The sequence below is a fragment of the Streptomyces sp. NPDC058751 genome (genome assembly GCF_042746485.1).
In the GTDB taxonomy this organism is placed as follows: domain Bacteria; phylum Actinomycetota; class Actinomycetes; order Streptomycetales; family Streptomycetaceae; genus Streptomyces.
The window spans coordinates 109770-125818 of sequence record NZ_JBHYPZ010000020.1 but is presented as its reverse complement, the minus strand read 5'-3'; the positions used below and the strand labels follow the sequence as shown (position 1 = coordinate 125818).

Sequence of the window (16049 nt, the reverse complement as noted above, 5' to 3'; positions counted from 1 at the left end):
ACGAGCGGGGGCGTTTTACCGTTCCCTTACCCAAGAGTGAAGGACGAGGGGGAGGAGGGCGGTCCGCTTCGTCGTGTCAGTGCGGCCAGAGCGGCGGGTGCGTCGTGAAGTGGCCGCCCAGATGGGCGTGGTCCGGGTTGCCGGGGTCGAGTTCCCCCTGTTCGGCGATGAGCTTCCCGGCGTACGGCTCGGAGTCGTCGCGCGGGTCGTAGCCGAGGGCCCGTGCCGTCGAGAGGTCCCACCACAGGCGGGTGTTGGCGGACGAGCCGTAGACGACCGTGTGTCCCACGTCCTTCGCGGTCAGGGCCGCGTGGAAGAGGCGGGCGCCGTCCTCGGGGCTCATCCACACCGAGAGCATGCGCACGCTGGTCGGCTCCGCGAAGCAGGACCCGATGCGCACCGAGACGGTCTCCAGGCCGTGTCTGTCCCAGTAGAGCTGGGCCAGGTCCTCGCCGAACGACTTGGAGAGGCCGTAGAAGGTGTCGGGGCGGCGCGGGGTGTCGACGGGGATCAGGGGGTCGTCACCCCGCGGGCGCGGGGTGAAGCCCACCGCGTGGTTGGAGGAGGCGAAGACGACACGGCGTACGCCCTCCTCCCGCGCCGCCTCGTACAGGTTGTACGTCCCCTCGATGTTCGCCCTGAGGATCTTGTCGAAGGAGGCTTCCAGGGAGATGCCCGCCAGATGGATGATCGCGTCCACCCCCCGCACCGCCTCGCGCAGTGCCGCCCGGTCGGCGAGGTCCGCGGTGATCGCCCCCGGCTCGCCCTCGACCGGGCGCACGTCGAGCAGGCGCAGCTCGTGGCCGTACTCGGGCAGCAGCCCGCGCATCAGGGTGCCGAGTCCGCCGGCGGCGCCGGTGAGCAGGACGGTGCGGGGAGCGGGCATGCGGGGTCTCCTCCGTGCGGGCCGGTGCGCCGGGGCGGGTGCCGCGGACCGGTCGGCGGGGCGGGCGTCAGGGCTCTGACAGACGGTCGTATCCGTGTATGTGATTCACATCCGTGGACACGCTAGGGAGCGGTGACGTGTCGCGTCAAGTGTCGCGCGGGCGGGGGAAATCCGCCTTCGGGTTGCGGGTTTGCGCGCTTGACCGGCCCCGAGAGGGCGGCTTAGCGTGAGCGAGTTCAGGGATATGGACGTGGATCAGAAACGTGCACTCGATGGGCACCTTCCAAGGGAGAGTCCGTGACGTCAGCCCCTCTTGCCGCCCGGCTGGGCATCCCCAGTGGGCCGCTCTTCTTCCCCGTCACCGCGTACGGTCCCGACGGCGCCGTCGATCCCGGCGTCTACCGGGAGCACGTGCGGCGCGGCGTCGAGGCCGGGGCCGCGGCGGTCTTCGCGTGCTGCGGCACCGGCGAGTTCCACGCGCTCGTGCCCGAGGAGTTCGAGACGTGCGTACGGGCCGCGGTGGAGGCGGCCGAGGGGCGTGTCCCGGTGGTCGCGGGCGCCGGATACGGGACCGCCCTTGCCGTGCGTCACGCGCGCCTCGCCGAGGCGGCCGGGGCCGACGGGCTGCTCGCCATGCCGCCGTATCTGGTGAAGGCCGGGCAGGAGGGGCTGCTGCGGCACTACCGGGAGATCGCCGCCGCCACCTCCCTGGACGTCATCGTCTACCAGCGCGACAACGCCGTCTTCACCCCCGAGAGCGTGGTCGAACTCGCCCGCACCGAGGGGATCATCGGTTTCAAGGACGGGCTCGGCGACCTGGACCTGATGCAGCGGACCGTCAGTGCGGTGCGGAGCGGGACACCGGGCGGCTTCCTCTACTTCAACGGCCTGCCCACGGCCGAACTGACGGCGCTCGCCTACCGGGGGCTGGGGATCACGCTCTACTCCTCGGCGGTCTTCTGCTTCGCCCCCGAGGTCGCGCTGGCCTTCCACCGGGCCCTGAACACCGGGGACGACACGACGGCGAACCGGCTGCTGGACGGCTTCTACCGGCCCTTCGCCGACCTGCGGGCGCAAGGGCGCGGCTACGCGGTCGCCCTCGTCAAGGCGGGTGTCCGGCTGCGCGGACTGGACGTCGGCGAGGTCCGGCCCCCGCTGCACGAACCGGCCGAGGACCACGTCAAGCAGCTCGCGCAGCTCATCGACCGCGGGTACGCGCTCATCGAGGAGGAGTTGTGAGGGCGTCCGCGTTCCTCTATCCCTGGGACGTCAACGGGGACCCGGAGGCCGCTGCCAGGACCGCCGGTCTCGGCGTCCGTCAGGTGACGCTCGCGTCCGCCTATCACTCCACGCGCGCGCTGACGCCCCGCCACCCCCGGCACCGGATCGTGACGGCCTCGCACGCCGCCGTGCTGTATCCGGTGGACGGGGCGCGGTGGCGGGGCCGGTCCCTCCGCCCGTACCCGGCCGGCGACTGGGCGCCCGGTGACGCGTACGGCGAGGCCGCGGCCGCGCTCGCCGGGGCGGGGCTCGACGTCCACACCTGGGTCGTGCTCGCGCACAACTCCCGCATGGGGGAGGAGCATCCGGAGACCTCCGTCGTCAACGCCTACGGAGACCGCTATCCCTGGGCCCCCTGTGTCGCCCGGCCCGCCACGCGCGCCTACCTGGCCGGCCTCGCGGTGGAGGCCGCGGTCCGGCCCGGTGCCGCGGGCACGGAACTGGAGTCGCTCGGCTGGTACGGGCTCGCCCATCTGCACGCCCACGACAAGACCGGCGGGGTGCCGCTCGGGGACGCCGGACAGTATCTGATGTCCCTCTGCTTCTGTGCCGGGTGCGCGGAGGGGTACGGCCGGCAGGGCCTGGACGCCGAGGAGCTGGCGTCCTCCGTACGCGGGGCGCTGGAGCCGGCGTGGCGGGGGGAGCCGTCGGGCGGCGGCTGGGCCGGGGTGGAGAAGCTGCTCGGCGCGGGAACCGCGGCGGCCACCCGTCTCTGGCGCGACCGGGTGGCCCGCTCGCTCCAGGAGGAGACGGTCTCGGCGGTCCGTTCGGCGGCGCCGGCCGGGTTCCAGGTGCTGCTGCACGCCGATCCCGTCTCCTTCCACTGCGGAGCCAACGCCGGGGTGGACCCCGGGCACGTCCTGTCCGTGGCCGACGGCGTGGTCGTGCCGTGCACCGGGGGCCCGGACCTGCTGGCACCGTTCGCGGAGGCGGTGCGGGCGGGCGCGCGGGGGAGGGTCCTGGCCGCCAACTTCACCGTGGTGTCCGGGATGGGGGGCCGGCCGGACGCCCTGGCGGCCGACGCGGCCCGCGCGGCGGCGCTCGGCGCGACGGAGCTGCGCCTGTACCACGCAGGGTTGGCCTCGGACGCCGATCTGGAGGCCGTGCGGGGGGCGTTGGCGGAGCTGGACTAGGCCCTGTCGTCAAATCCCCGTCGTCCGCCCGGAGGGCGGGCCCGGCGGCGTCATGGGGGTCCCCCCTGCTCGAGCGGAGCCGAGAGCTCGGGGGAGCGTGCTCTGGGGGTACCCCCTGCTCGAAGAGCTCGGGGGAGTGCCGGCCCCAGGCCTGCGTACTGGATGTACTCGGGTCTGGGGCCGGTGCGGCGAGTGGGGGCACCCCCTGCTCGAAGAGCTTGGGGGAGTGCATGGCGTCGCCGGCAGACGGGGATTTGACGACAGGGCCTAGAGGGGTCCGTTCCCCGCCTCCGTCGTGGGACTTCACCCGCTCGGCTTCCGGTGTTCCGTCGTGGGGCCCGCTCGCTCCCGCCCCCACCGGCCCGGACGGGGGCCGTGGGGGCGGGGCGGGGCGTGCCTCCAGCGCCTTCAGCCCGTCACCGTGCGGGCGGTGATGTCGCCGTGGGCGGTGGTCGCGTGAATGGTCAGACCGGGGGCGGCGTCGGCGTTCCTGAGCGCGTTGCTGACCCGGCCGAAGGCGGTTCCGGCGTCCAGGGACGCGGAGACCCCGGGAGCGGCGCCGACGATGATGTCGCCCTTCTCGGTGCTCAGCGTGAGCGTGCCGCGCACGGCCTCGGAGACGGTCAGATCGCCCTTCTGGGTGCTGATCTCGGCGGGGCCGTGGAGGCGGCCGACGGTGATGTCGGCGTCGAGCCCGGCCAGGCGGACGCTGTCGGCCTCGTCGAGCTCGACCGAGCGGTGGCCGCCCTCGAAGGTGACGTCGCCGAGCCGTCCCACGCCCCGGAACTCCGCGGCGGCCGCCTTCGCCTCGACGTGGGAGCCGGCCGGGAGCTGCACGGTCACCTCGACGGCCCCGGACGGGCCGAGGCCGCGGTTCCTCGCGCCCGGGATCTCGACGCGCAGGACGCCGTCGGCGCAGGAGACCTCGGTCTGCTCCGCCGCCTTCACGTCGCGGCTCTTGGAGCGGTTGGCGGGCAGGACCTCGACGGTGGTGTCGGCGCGGTCGGCGGCGATGAACCGGATGCGGCCCGCCGGGATGTCGAGGACGGCCGAGACGGGGGCGGGGGTGTCGAACTTCTGCATGATGCTCTCCATGGTCTGCGTCGTGTGCGTTCCCTGTGTTTCTGACATTGGAAACGCTACGTTGCATTCAAGGATTGGGCAACATGCTTGTTGCTTGATTTTGCTATTTAGCCAGGCAGTTGCAGTGATTTCATTGCAATGGGCCTGCTTCTAATGCAACAACCTCGCCTGGATCATTGCAATGAATGAAGGTGAACGCTCTGCGGGGGGAGGGGGGAGGGGGAGGGGGGAGGAGGGCGCCCGGACCGGTCCGGGCGCCCTCGGGCCCCGTCAGTTCTTCAGCAGCGCGCAGACGAAATTCTCCTCGACCGCGCGCAGCCGCTCCAGCAGCTCGGGCTTGGTCGCCTTGTTCACCTGGGTGGTGAGCGTGAAGGTCAGGGACCGCCGGCCGTCCGGTGTGGCGGCGATCAGCTGGGTGTAGCCGGGGAAGTTGCCCGTGTGACCGAGGACGACCCCGCAGCGGGTGGAGTAGCGGAAGATCGCCGCTCCCGCCTCGTTCTCGCCGGGCCCGGCGGGCTCCGACGCCCCCTCGATCCAGCGGCGCTGCTCGCGCAGGGTGGCCCGGGAGATCAGGGCCCCGCCCGCGTAGCCCCGGATGAAACGGGTCAGGTCCGCCGGGGTCGAGACGATCCCGCCCGACGCCCACACGCCCGACGCGCCGAGCGCCTCGCTGACGTCCTCCGGGGGGTCGGGCGGCGTGACGTCGTAACCGTGCATGTACGGCTCGGGCATCTCGTAGCCCTGCGGGAGGCTCGTGTCGCGCAGGTCGAGCGGCCGGTAGACGAGCGCCCGCAGCAACTGCTCGTAGGGCCGGCCGGTGACCGCCTCGGCCATCAGCGCGACGGCGATGTTGTCCGAGTTCGAGTACTGGTACCTCGATCCCGGCGGGAACAGCAGCGGTCTGTCGGCCACGAAGTCGAGCAGTCGGCGCGAGTCGAAGCGGTGGTGCGGGTCGGCCATGAGGATGCTGACGAACTCGGGGGCCTGCGAGTAGTCGGGCAGTCCGCTGGTGTGGTTCAGGAGCTGGCGCAGCGTCACGGCGTGCCACTGCCGGGGCAGGGACGGCAGCCGGCGGCCGATGGTGTCGTCGAGGGAGAGGGCGCGCCGGTCCACCAGGCTCAGTGCCACGGCACCGCTGAACGCCTTCGCCGTGCTCGCGATCCGCGTGTGGTCGTCCGTCTCGATCGGACGTCCGCTGTCGAGGTCGGCGGTTCCGGCGCGCACGACACGGGAGTCGCCCTCGCGGCGCAGGACGGCGATGACACCGGGCGGGCCGCCGGGGCTGCGCACCAGCTCTTCGAGCTGCTTCCGCAGGGCGCGGTCACGGTCCGCGGAGCCGGAGCCGGAGCCGGCGTCGGCCGGTCCGGACACGGCGCCGGCCAGACAGGCGGCGGCCAGCAGGACGCCGAGGGACGTGCGCAGCCGGGGACGGCGGGGCAGGGGCATGGGGGTCTCCCGAAGTGGGGGCGGGGCCTGGGCACGCCCAGCTTCGGCCCCGGGGGATCGGCTCGCCCGCGCCGTTGCTGCATACGGAGGAGCGGGCGGCCGGGCGCCGAACCGCCTGGCCGGTCCGGGGAACCGATGAGTTTCCGGAGCGGCCGGGGTCCACCCCACGGGAGTGCCCCCACGGGCCCGGTCCGTGGGGTGCTCCCGGGAGTGCCCGGCGGGCTCGTCCCGCGGGTCCCGCTCACGGAGCGCCCCGCGGGCCCGTTCCGCGGGTCCCCTGAACCGGACGAACAAACGGACACGCGTTCTGAGGAGAATCGGATGACCGTCCAGACCTTCGACTTCGGGCCGCAGGCCCTCGTCGTGGCGCGCCTCGCGGCGGGTGTCACGGACGCGCAGCTCGACGGGGCGACCCCCTGTCCGCACTACGCGGTGCACAACCTGCTCGGACATCTGGCCGGCCTGGCCGTCGCCTTCCGCGACGCCGGACGCAAGGACCTGGGCCCGACGACCGACACCAGCCCGGCCGCCGCCGTGCCCGACATCGGGCCCGGCTGGCGCGAGGCCCTGCCGAAAGCGCTCGACGGACTCGCCGACGCCTGGCGGGACCCGGCCGCCTGGACCGGGACGACCCGGGCGGGCGGAGTGACGCTCCCGGCCGGGGCGGCGGCGGCCGTCGCCGCCGACGAACTGGTGGTGCACGGCTGGGACCTCGCCCGGGCCACCGGCCAGGAGTACGTGCCCGACGGCACCGCCCTGGAGGTGACGCACCGGTTCCTCGCCGGCGTGGCCGACGACCCGACCCGCCTCGGGGGCATCTTCGGCCCCGTCGTCCCGGTGCCCGGCGACGCGCCGCTCCTCGACCGGGTGATCGGCCTCAGCGGCCGTGACCCGGGCTGGAAGCCGTGACGGAGGAGCCACCGGGCCGGGGCGGAGGGGCCACCGGGCCGGGGCGGAGGGGCCACCAGACCGCGCCCTCCAGCGCACCGGGACCGGACCCCGAGCCGTCCCGCGCCGCGGGTCCGGGTCCCGTGCCGCCCCGTGCCGCGCGCGTCTCCGTAACTTCTTCCGTCGGAAGCGTTGACGAAACACGGTCACGCTCCTACCTTCGACGCGTCGTACTTCGTACGTCATATATGAGACGCGATATGCGAGACCGGGGACAGGCGCCCGTACCCGACGCCCGGCTCCCGTGATCCGAGACGTGAGACCAGAGAGGCGCGCATGACCTCTGTGCCCACCCCGATCCCCTCCCGCACGCAGTTCGTGCTGGAGGGGATCAAACACCGCATCCTCACCGGGCAGTTGACCCCGGGACAGGCCCTGGTCGAGACCGACCTCGCAGCGCAGTTCGGGGTGTCGAAGACCCCGGTGCGCGAGGCGCTCAAGACCCTGGCCGGCACCGGGCTCGTCGTGATGAACCAGTACAAGGGCGTCACGGTACGCATGGTGGACGCGGACATGGCGCGCGAGGTGTACGACGTACGGCTGCTCCTCGAACCCGAGGCGCTGCGCCGGGTGGTGTGCCGGGGAGCCTCCCTGGACGCCGCCCGCGACGCGCTCACGCGTGCCGACGCCGCCGCCGACACCGCCGAACGGTCCCTGGCCAACCGGGAGTTCCACCGAGCCCTGTACACGCCCTGCGGCAATCCGCTGCTCGGCCGGATGCTCGACGAGGTGCGCGACCAGGCGGCCCTCGTCTCGACGGTCGCCTGGGCGTCCGACCCCTCCTGGGGACAGGAGGCGGACGAGCACCGGGAGATCCTGCGCCTCGCCCTCGACGGGGACGCCGACGGCGCGGCCACGGCACTGCACGCGCACATCGCCTCGTTCGTACGACGGGCCTTCCCGCAGGGCCGGGAAGAGGGCGGACAGGAATGACGGCAGCGACGTTCGACACCCAGCGGGCGGCGCTCGCCGAGGTCGTGGCGATCCCGGTGACCCCCTTCGCCGAGGACGGCACGATCGACCGGGACGCCCACCGGGCCCTGCTGCGCCGGCTGATCGACGGCGGCGTCCGCACCCTGACCCCCAACGGCAACACCGGCGAGTTCTACGCCCTCACCCCCGAAGAGCGCCGGACGACAACCGAGTTGACCGTCGAGGAGGCCGACGGCCGCGCGGCCGTCCTCGTCGGCGTCGGACACGACCTGCCCACCGCCGTCGCCTCCGCGCGGCACGCCCGCGCCCTCGGCGCACCGATGGTGATGGTCCATCAGCCCGTCCACCCGTACGTCTCGGAGGGCGGCTGGGTCGACTACCACCGGGCGATCGCCGAGTCCGTGCCGGAGCTGGGCGTCGTGCCGTACATCCGCAATCCGGCGCTCGCGGGCGCGCGGCTCGCCGAACTCGCGGACGCCTGCCCGAACGTCATCGGCGTGAAGTACGCCGTCCCCGACGCGGCGCGCTTCGCGTCCTTCGCGCGGGACGCCGGCCTCGACCGGTTCGTGTGGGTGGCCGGACTCGCCGAGCCGTACGCCCCCTCGTACTTCTCGGCCGGCGCCACCGGGTTCACCTCCGGCCTGGTGAACGTCGCCCCGGCCGTCTCGCTGGACATGATCGAGGCGCTCCGCTGCGGCGACTACCCGGCCGCGATGAAGGTCTGGGAGCGGATCCGCCGCTTCGAGGAACTGCGCGCCGCCGACGCCTCCGCCAACAACGTCACCGTCGTCAAGGAGGCCCTGTCCTCGCTCGGCCTGTGCCGCCGCGACGTGCGCCCGCCGAGCCGGCCCCTGACCGCGAGCGAGCGGTCCGAGGTCGCCGCCATAGCCGCCGGATGGTCCCTGTGAAACGGCCCGAGGACCTCAGGAGCCATCAGTGGTACGGCACCGACGGGCTCCGCTCGTTCAGCCACCGGGCCAGGACCCGGCAGCTCGGCTACCTCCCCGAGGAACACCTGGGCAAGCCGGTGATCGCGATCCTCAACACCTGGTCCGACATCAACCCCTGCCACGTGCACCTGCGCGACCGCGCCCAGGCGGTCAAGCGGGGAGTGTGGCAGGCCGGCGGATTCCCGCTGGAATTCCCGGTGTCCACGCTGAGCGAGACCTTCCAGAAGCCGACCCCGATGCTCTACCGCAACCTCCTCGCGATGGAGACCGAGGAACTGCTGCGGTCCTACCCGGTGGACGGGGCCGTGCTGATGGGCGGCTGCGACAAGACGACGCCCGCGCTGCTGATGGGGGCCGCCTCGGCCGACCTGCCGGCCGTCTTCGTGCCCGCCGGGCCGATGCTGCCCGGCCACTGGCGCAACGAGGTCCTGGGCTCCGGCACGGACATGTGGAAGTACTGGGACGACCGGCGCGCGGGCCTCATCGGGGACTGCGAGATGGCCGAACTGGAGAGCGGGCTCGCCCGGTCGCCGGGGCACTGCATGACGATGGGCACCGCGTCCACGCTGACCGCCGCCGCGGAGGCGCTCGGCGTCACCGTCCCCGGCGCCTCCAGCATCCCCGCCGTCGACTCCGGGCACGACCGCATGGCGGCCGCGGCCGGGCTCAGGATCGTCGAACTGGTCCGCGCGGACCGGAAACTGTCCGACATCCTCACCGCGGACGCCTTCGCGGACGCGGTCACCACGGTGCTCGGCATCGGCGGTTCGACGAACGCCGTGATCCATCTGATCGCCATGGCCGGACGGGCCGGTGTCACCCTCACCCTGGACGACTTCGACCGGATCGCGAGGACCGTTCCGGTGCTCGCGAACGTCAGGCCCGGCGGACGGACGTACCTCATGGAGGACTTCCACTTCGCCGGCGGTCTGCCCGGGTTCCTGTCGCGGATCACCGACCTGCTGCACCTGGACCGGCCCACGGTCGCGCACGACAGCCTGCGCGAACAGCTCGCGGGCGCCCGGGTGCACGACGACGACGTCATCCGCACCCGGGAGAACCCGGTCGCGGCCGAGGGCGGGGTCGCCGTCCTGCGCGGCAACCTCTGTCCCGACGGCGCCGTCATCAAGCACATCGCCGCCGAGCCGCGCCTGCTGAAGCACACCGGTCCCGCGGTCGTCTTCGACGACTACCGCACGATGCAGCGGACCATCGACGACCCGTCGCTCGGCATCACCGCGGACAGCGTCCTCGTGCTGCGGGGCTCCGGCCCCAAGGGCGGCCCGGGCATGCCCGAGTACGGCATGCTGCCCATCCCCGGCCATCTGCTGAAGCAGGGCGTCCGGGACATGGTGCGGATCTCCGACGCCCGGATGAGCGGCACGAGTTACGGCACCTGCGTGCTGCACGTGGCACCCGAGTCGCACGTCGGCGGTCCGCTCGCCCTCGTACGGAGCGGGGACCTGATCACCCTCGACGTCGGGGCGCGCTCGCTCCACCTCCACGTGGACGACGCGGAGCTGGAGCGCAGGCGGGCCGCGTGGACGCCGCCGCCCGCCAGGTACGAACGCGGCTACGGCGCGCTCTACGACGACCAGATCACCCAGGCCGACACCGGCTGCGACTTCGCGTTCCTGGCCCGCCCGGGCAAGGTGCCGGACCCGTACGCGGGCTGAGCCCCACGACCACGACCGCATGTGCACGTGCCCGGACCATGAGCGTGTAGCAAGCGCTTCCTGCACCCGCTGTACCCGCCCCACTGCGAACGGAGAACAGTCATGGCCCAAGCCGCAGCCGTGGCGAAACCGCCCGCGCCACCCCCGCGGCGCCGTGCCTCCGCGACCCCGCGCAGGCTGCCCTATCTGCTGATCGCCCCGGCGGCGCTGCTGATGCTGGGCTTCATCGCCTACCCCGTCCTCAGCGTCTTCTACTACAGCCTGCAGAACTACAACCCGACCAAACCGTGGCGCAACGGCTACGCGGGCTTCGGCAACTTCACGCACGCCTTCACCGACGACCCCCAGTTCTGGGACACGTTGGCCTTCAGCGCGAAGTGGGTCGTCGTCGAGGTCGGCCTCCAGCTCCTGTTCGGCCTGGCGCTCGCGCTGATCGTCAACCAGACCTTCGTCGGCCGGGCGGTGGGACGCGCGCTGGTCTTCTCGCCCTGGGCCGTCTCCGGGGTGCTGACCTCGGCGATCTGGGTGCTGCTCTACAACTCCCAGACGGGCATCACCCGTTACCTCGCCGACGCGGGCATCGGCTCGTACGGCACCAGCTGGCTCTCGGACACCTCCACCGTCTTCCCGGCGGCGGTGGTCGCCGACCTGTGGCGCGGGGTCCCCTTCTTCGCGATCCTGATCCTCGCCGACCTCCAGTCCGTCTCCAAGGACCTGTACGAGGCCGCCGAGGTCGACGGGGCGAGCCGCGTCCGCCAGTTCCTGCACATCACGCTGCCGCACCTCAAGGACGCGATCATCCTCTCCACGCTGCTGCGCGCCGTGTGGGAGTTCAACAACGTCGACCTGCTCTACACCCTCACCGGCGGCGGACCCGCCGGGGAGACGACGACCCTCCCGCTCTACATCGCCAACACCAGCGTCGACGCCCACAACTTCGGCTACGCCTCCGCCCTCACCACGGTCGCGTTCGTGATCCTGCTGTTCTGCTCGATCGTCTACCTGCGGCTCAGCAAGTTCGGAGGCGGGGACAAGTGATCACCAAGGACGCCGAGGCGGTCGCCCCGGCCGCACCCGCCCCGCCGGTCGAGGAGCCCCGCCCGCGCGCGGCGAGGAAGCGGCGCGCCTGGGACGAGGTCCCGCGCTGGCAGATCTACGTCCCCCTGGGCGGCTACCTCCTCTTCACCCTGGTCCCCTTCTACTGGATCCTGCTCTTCGCGCTGCGCCCGGCCGGGTCCACCTCCCTCGTGCCCTGGCCCATGACACTGGACCACTTCGACAAGGTGTGGACCGAGCGCAGCTTCGGGACCTACTTCCAGAACAGCGTGGCCATCGCCGTCGCCACCCTCGTGACGACCACGCTCGTCGCGCTCGCCGGCGGCTACGCGCTCGCCCGCTTCGACTTCAGGCTCAAGCGGGGCTTCATGCTCGCGCTGCTCTGCTCGCAGTTCGTGCCGGGCGCGCTGCTCCTGGTACCGCTCTTCCAGATCTTCGCCGAGCTCCGGATGATCAACTCGCTGGCCAGCGTGGTCATCGCCGAGACGGTCTTCCAGCTGCCGCTGTCGATGATCCTCATCAGCGGTTTCATCCGGAACGTGCCCTACAGCCTGGAGGAGGCCGCCTGGGTGGACGGCTGCAACCGCTTCGACGCCTTCCGGATCGTCGTCCTGCCGCTGCTGCGGCCCGGGCTGATCGCCGTCGGCTCCTTCGCCTTCGTGCACGCCTGGAACCACTTCCTGTTCGCCCTGATGTTCCTCAGCGACCAGAGCAAGCAGACCATCCCGGTCGGCCTCAACACCCTGATGAGCTCCGACAGCGTCGACCTGGGCGCGCTCGCCGCGGGCGGCATCGTCGCCGCCGTCCCCGTGGTCGTCGTGTTCGCCTTCATCCAGAAGTGGCTGATCACCGGATTCAGCGCCGGGGCGGTGAAGGGATGACCGCCGCCCCGCGCCAGGACCGCGACCGTCACCCGGACGGCCCCCGCCCCACGCCCGCCGGCACGCTCCGCCTCCCGCTGCCCGTCGTCCTCGCGGGCGCCCGGGGACACGGCCGCTGGCACCTGGACAACATCCGCGGGCTCCAGCGCAAGGGCCTGGTGCGCCTCGCCGGAATCTGCGAGCTGACACCGCTCACCGAGGAGGAGCTGGACGGCCGGCGGGTCGCGCAGTCCGCGGACCTCGGAGCCCTCCTCGACTCCACCGGCGCCGCCGTCGCGGTGATCTGCACCCCCATCCCCACCCACACCGACCTCGCGCTGACCGCCGCACGCCGGGGCGTCCACGTGCTCCTGGAGAAGCCGCCCGCGCCCTCCTACGCGGAGTTCCGGCGGATGGCCGACGGGATGGCGGCGGCCGGGACGGTCTGCCAGATCGGCTTCCAGTCGCTCGGCTCGCACGCCCTGCCGGCGATCAGGAGACTGATCACCGAGGGCGCGCTCGGCCGGATCACCGGGATCGGCGGGGCCGGGGCCTGGGTCCGCGACGAGGCGTACTTCCGGCGCGCGCCCTGGGCGGGCAGGCGCCGGCTCGACGGCGTGGACGTCGTCGACGGGGTCCTGACGAACCCGCTGGCCCACGCCGTCGCCACGGCCCTCGCGCTGGACGGTTCGACCCGCGCCGAGGACGTCACCGGCATCCGCACCGAGCTGCTGCGCGCCAACGACATCGAGTCCGACGACACCTCGTGCGTGCGGGTGACCACCACCGGGGGCCGGATCACCGTCGCCGCCACGCTCTGCGCCGAACGCCCCGGAGAGCCGTACGTCCTGGTGCACGGCACGGAGGGCCGGATCACCTTCTGGTACAAGCAGGACCGGGTGCTCGTGCAGCGGTCGGGGCGCGGCCCCGAGGAGACCGAGTACGGCCGCACCGACCTGCTGGAGAACCTGGCCGAGCATCTGACGGGCGGCGCCGGACTGCTGGTCCCGCCCGAGTCGACGGGCGCCTTCATGAAGGTCGTCGAGGCGATCCGCCGGGCGCCCGACCCGGTCGCGCTGCCCCCGGACGCCTGGAGGACGGTCCCCGGCGAACGGCGCCGTGTCGTGCCCGGCGTCGACGGGTTCGTCGCGGCCGCCGCCGACACCCTCGCCCTCTACTCCGAGCTGGGCGCCCCCTGGGCGCTCCCGAAAGAGGTGAGCACCGCGTGAATGACGACTCGCCGGTCCTGCGGATCGGCGGCCGCCCCGTCGCCCGCTACGTCACCCGGCCCGCCCTGCCGGACCGGCTCTCGCCGCGCCCGTACCTGCACCCCGTCACCACCCTGGCCGGCACGGCCGTCACCGAGCTCGCTCCGGCCGACCACACACACCACCTCGGCGTCGGTGTGGCCGTACCCGACGTCGAGGGGCACAACTTCTGGGGCGGACGCACCTACGTCCGCGACCGGGGACCGACCGAGCTCGACAACCACGGCACCCAGCGGCACTCCGGCTTCCGGCTGCGGGAACCGGAGGGCTTCGTGGAGGAACTGCGCTGGACGGCCGCGGGCACCGAACTGCTGCGGGAGCGCCGTACGGTCACGGCCGTCGCGCTCACCGGCACCGCCTGGGCGCTGGACTTCGCCTTCTCGCTCACGAACGTCACCGCGCGCGCCCTCACGATCGGCAGCCCCGCCACCAACGGACGGCCGGGCGCGGCCTACGGCGGCTTCTTCTGGCGGGCCCGCAGGGAACGGGACGCCCCCCGCGTGTTCACCGCCGACGCCGAGGGCGAGGAGGCGGCGCACGCGCGCCCCGCCGACTGGCTCGCCCTCGCGGGAGCCGGCTGGACGCTCGTCCTCGCCGGGGCGACCGCCGAGACCCGCCGGGACCCGTGGTTCGTCCGCGCCGCCGAGTACCCGGGCGTCGGCTCCTCCCTGGCCCACGACCGGCGGCTCACCGTCGAGGCGGGGGACACGTTCACGCGCCGGGTCGTCACCGTCGTCGCCGACGGCACCCTCGACCGGACCGGGGCCGCCGGACTGGTCCGCGAGGCGGTGAGCCCCTGATGGCCCTGCCCTCCGCCGACCTCGGTGACGGCACCTACCGCAACCCGGTCCTCGACGCCGACTGGTCCGACCCCGATCTGCTGTGCGTCGGCGACGACTTCTACCTCACGGCCTCCAGCTTCGGCCGCGTTCCCGGCCTGCCGCTGCTGCACTCGCGGGACCTGGTGAACTGGACCCTCGTCGGCCACGCCCTCCAACGCCTCGAACCCGCGAACGAGTTCAGGACCCCGAGGCCCGACCGCGGGGTGTGGGCACCCGCGTTGCGCCACCACGACGACCGCTTCTGGATCTTCTGGGGCGATCCCGACCACGGCGTCTTCCAGGTCAACGCCCCGCGGATCAGGGGCCCTTGGACCCGGCCGCACCTGGTGAAGGAGGGCCGGGGACTCATCGACCCCTGCCCGCTGTGGGACGAGGAGACCGGCGAGGCGTATCTCGTGCACGCCTGGGCCAGGTCCCGTTCGGGAGTGAAGAACCGCCTCACCGGACACCGGATGCGTCCCGACGGCACCGCTCTGCTCGACGAGGGGAAGGTGATCGTCGACGCCGACCTGATCCCCGGCTGGTTCACCCTCGAAGGCCCCAAGGCCTACCGCCACGACGGCTGGTTCTGGATCTTCGCTCCCGCCGGGGGAGTCGGGACCGGCTGGCAGGGCGCCTTCCGCTCGCGCGGCTTCTTCGGACCGTACGAGGAACGGGTGGTGCTGGAACAGGGGAACACCCGCGTCAACGGCCCGCACCAGGGCGGCTGGGTGCGCACGGCGGCGGGCGAGGACTGGTTCGCGCACTTCCAGCAGCGCGGGGCCTACGGGCGCGTGGTCCACCTCCAGCCGATGCGCTGGGACGACGGGGCCGCCTCCCGCCCGGGAACGGCCGGGAGCGGGGGAGGCTGGCCGGTGCTCGGCGACCGGGGCGTCCCCGTGGCCGTACACCGCAAGCCGGACCTGCCGGCCCAGCCGCCGTCCGCGCCCGCCACCGACGACGACTTCCCGGGCGGCCGCTTCGGGCGCCAGTGGCAGTGGACCGCCAACCCCCAGGACGGCTGGGCCACCCAGCACTCCGGCGACGGACTGCGGCTGAGCTGTGTCCGTACGGCGGACGCCCACGACCTGCGCCGGCTGCCCCACGTCCTCACCCAGCGGATGCCGGGCACGCCGGTCACGGTCCGGGTCGACCTGCGCCTCGACAGCGAGGAGCCCGGCGCGCGGGCCGGGCTCGTGGTGCTCGGGGACGCGTTCGGCTGGATCGGCCTCCAGCGCGAGGCGGGGGGTTCGGTACGGCTCGTGCACCGGTTCGCCGAGACCGCCTTCGCCGGGGCGCCCGTCGTGCGCCCGGGACGGCGCGAGGGGGAACGCGACGCCGCTTCGCCGCGGCCGGCGCCCCGGGGGCGGGCCCGGCTGTGGATCGAGATCGGCGCGGGCGCCCGCTGCCGCTTCTCGTACGACACCGGCGGCGGCCGGCAGCCCTCGGGGCAGGTCTTCGCCGCGACCGGGTGGCGCTGGACCGGCGCCCTGCTGGGCCTGTTCGCGCTCGCGCCGTCCGGCGCGGGGCACGCGGGGGCCGCCACCTTCACGCGCTTCCGAGTCGCCCCGGCCCCCTGAGGGCCACCGCCGGCCGCCCGTCAGCCGCCCGTCCCGTTCGTCAGCCGTTCGTCCGCCTGTTGGGAGCCGCAATGCCGCACCTTCGTAGCAAGCGCTTACCGGATGTGGGGGGAAGGGCGCGTCCCTTC

General features: G+C 73.1%; 14 protein-coding genes. 11 read left to right on the top strand and 3 right to left on the bottom strand.

Annotated elements, in window-relative coordinates; all coding sequences use genetic code 11:
* Nucleotides 1–76 precede the first annotated feature (76 nt).
* Nucleotides 77–886 carry an NAD-dependent epimerase/dehydratase family protein gene (locus ACFW6B_RS20060; protein WP_386597795.1) on the bottom strand — a complete coding sequence of 270 codons (810 nt, stop codon included), beginning with the start codon at nucleotides 884–886 and terminating at the stop codon, nucleotides 77–79.
* 297 nt (nucleotides 887–1183) lie between these two features.
* Between ACFW6B_RS20060 and ACFW6B_RS20055 the strand changes: the two genes are divergently transcribed.
* Nucleotides 1184–2125, top strand: coding sequence for a 5-dehydro-4-deoxyglucarate dehydratase (locus ACFW6B_RS20055; RefSeq protein WP_386597794.1), 942 nt, complete (start codon nucleotides 1184–1186; stop codon nucleotides 2123–2125).
* On the top strand, nucleotides 2122–3300 hold the full coding sequence (locus ACFW6B_RS20050; protein WP_386597793.1) for a hypothetical protein: 1179 nt from the start codon (nucleotides 2122–2124) through the stop codon (nucleotides 3298–3300). Before ACFW6B_RS20055 ends, ACFW6B_RS20050 begins: the two co-directional genes overlap by 4 nt.
* Nucleotides 3301–3708: 408 nt before the next feature.
* Here ACFW6B_RS20050 and ACFW6B_RS20045 read toward each other — a convergent pair whose 3' ends face one another.
* Both ACFW6B_RS20045 and ACFW6B_RS20040 read right to left on the bottom strand, forming a co-directional pair.
* Nucleotides 3709–4383, bottom strand: coding sequence for a hypothetical protein (locus ACFW6B_RS20045; protein WP_386597792.1), 675 nt, complete (start codon nucleotides 4381–4383; stop codon nucleotides 3709–3711).
* Between the two features lie 270 nt (nucleotides 4384–4653).
* Nucleotides 4654–5829 (bottom strand): serine hydrolase domain-containing protein, encoded by a 1176-nt coding sequence (locus ACFW6B_RS20040; protein ID WP_386597791.1) that lies wholly within the window; start codon nucleotides 5827–5829, stop codon nucleotides 4654–4656.
* Nucleotides 5830–6150: 321 nt separating this feature from the next.
* On the opposite strand from ACFW6B_RS20040, the gene ACFW6B_RS20035 reads away from it, so the two are divergent.
* The 9 genes from ACFW6B_RS20035 to ACFW6B_RS19995 all read left to right on the top strand — a co-directional run bounded on the left by ACFW6B_RS20035 (nucleotide 6151) and on the right by ACFW6B_RS19995 (nucleotide 15921).
* Nucleotides 6151–6738 carry a TIGR03086 family metal-binding protein gene (locus ACFW6B_RS20035; RefSeq protein ID WP_386597790.1) on the top strand — a complete coding sequence of 196 codons (588 nt, stop codon included), beginning with the start codon at nucleotides 6151–6153 and terminating at the stop codon, nucleotides 6736–6738.
* A gap of 315 nt (nucleotides 6739–7053) precedes the next feature.
* Nucleotides 7054–7710 (top strand): GntR family transcriptional regulator, encoded by a 657-nt coding sequence (locus tag ACFW6B_RS20030; protein ID WP_386597789.1) that lies wholly within the window; start codon nucleotides 7054–7056, stop codon nucleotides 7708–7710.
* On the top strand, nucleotides 7707–8618 hold the full coding sequence (locus tag ACFW6B_RS20025; RefSeq protein WP_386597788.1) for a dihydrodipicolinate synthase family protein: 912 nt from the start codon (nucleotides 7707–7709) through the stop codon (nucleotides 8616–8618). The genes ACFW6B_RS20030 and ACFW6B_RS20025 overlap by 4 nt, the downstream gene beginning before the upstream one ends.
* The gene (araD, locus tag ACFW6B_RS20020; RefSeq protein WP_386597786.1) at nucleotides 8606–10336 is read left to right on the top strand and encodes an L-arabinonate dehydratase; all 1731 of its coding nucleotides are present in this window, start codon (nucleotides 8606–8608) and stop codon (nucleotides 10334–10336) included. The genes ACFW6B_RS20025 and araD overlap by 13 nt, the downstream gene beginning before the upstream one ends.
* 102 nt (nucleotides 10337–10438) lie before the next feature.
* A complete protein-coding gene (locus ACFW6B_RS20015) occupies nucleotides 10439–11374 on the top strand; it encodes a carbohydrate ABC transporter permease (protein WP_386597785.1) in 936 nt (311 codons plus the stop codon).
* Nucleotides 11371–12273 carry a carbohydrate ABC transporter permease gene (locus tag ACFW6B_RS20010; protein WP_386597784.1) on the top strand — a complete coding sequence of 301 codons (903 nt, stop codon included), beginning with the start codon at nucleotides 11371–11373 and terminating at the stop codon, nucleotides 12271–12273. Before ACFW6B_RS20015 ends, ACFW6B_RS20010 begins: the two co-directional genes overlap by 4 nt.
* Nucleotides 12270–13481: a Gfo/Idh/MocA family protein gene (locus tag ACFW6B_RS20005; protein ID WP_386597783.1), complete on the top strand. Its 1212-nt coding sequence runs from the start codon at nucleotides 12270–12272 to the stop codon at nucleotides 13479–13481. Before ACFW6B_RS20010 ends, ACFW6B_RS20005 begins: the two co-directional genes overlap by 4 nt.
* A complete protein-coding gene (locus ACFW6B_RS20000; protein WP_386597782.1) occupies nucleotides 13478–14320 on the top strand; it encodes a PmoA family protein in 843 nt (280 codons plus the stop codon). Before ACFW6B_RS20005 ends, ACFW6B_RS20000 begins: the two co-directional genes overlap by 4 nt.
* The gene (locus ACFW6B_RS19995; RefSeq protein ID WP_386597781.1) at nucleotides 14320–15921 is read left to right on the top strand and encodes a family 43 glycosylhydrolase; all 1602 of its coding nucleotides are present in this window, start codon (nucleotides 14320–14322) and stop codon (nucleotides 15919–15921) included. The genes ACFW6B_RS20000 and ACFW6B_RS19995 overlap by 1 nt, the downstream gene beginning before the upstream one ends.
* The last annotated feature ends 128 nt before the right edge of the window (nucleotides 15922–16049 follow it).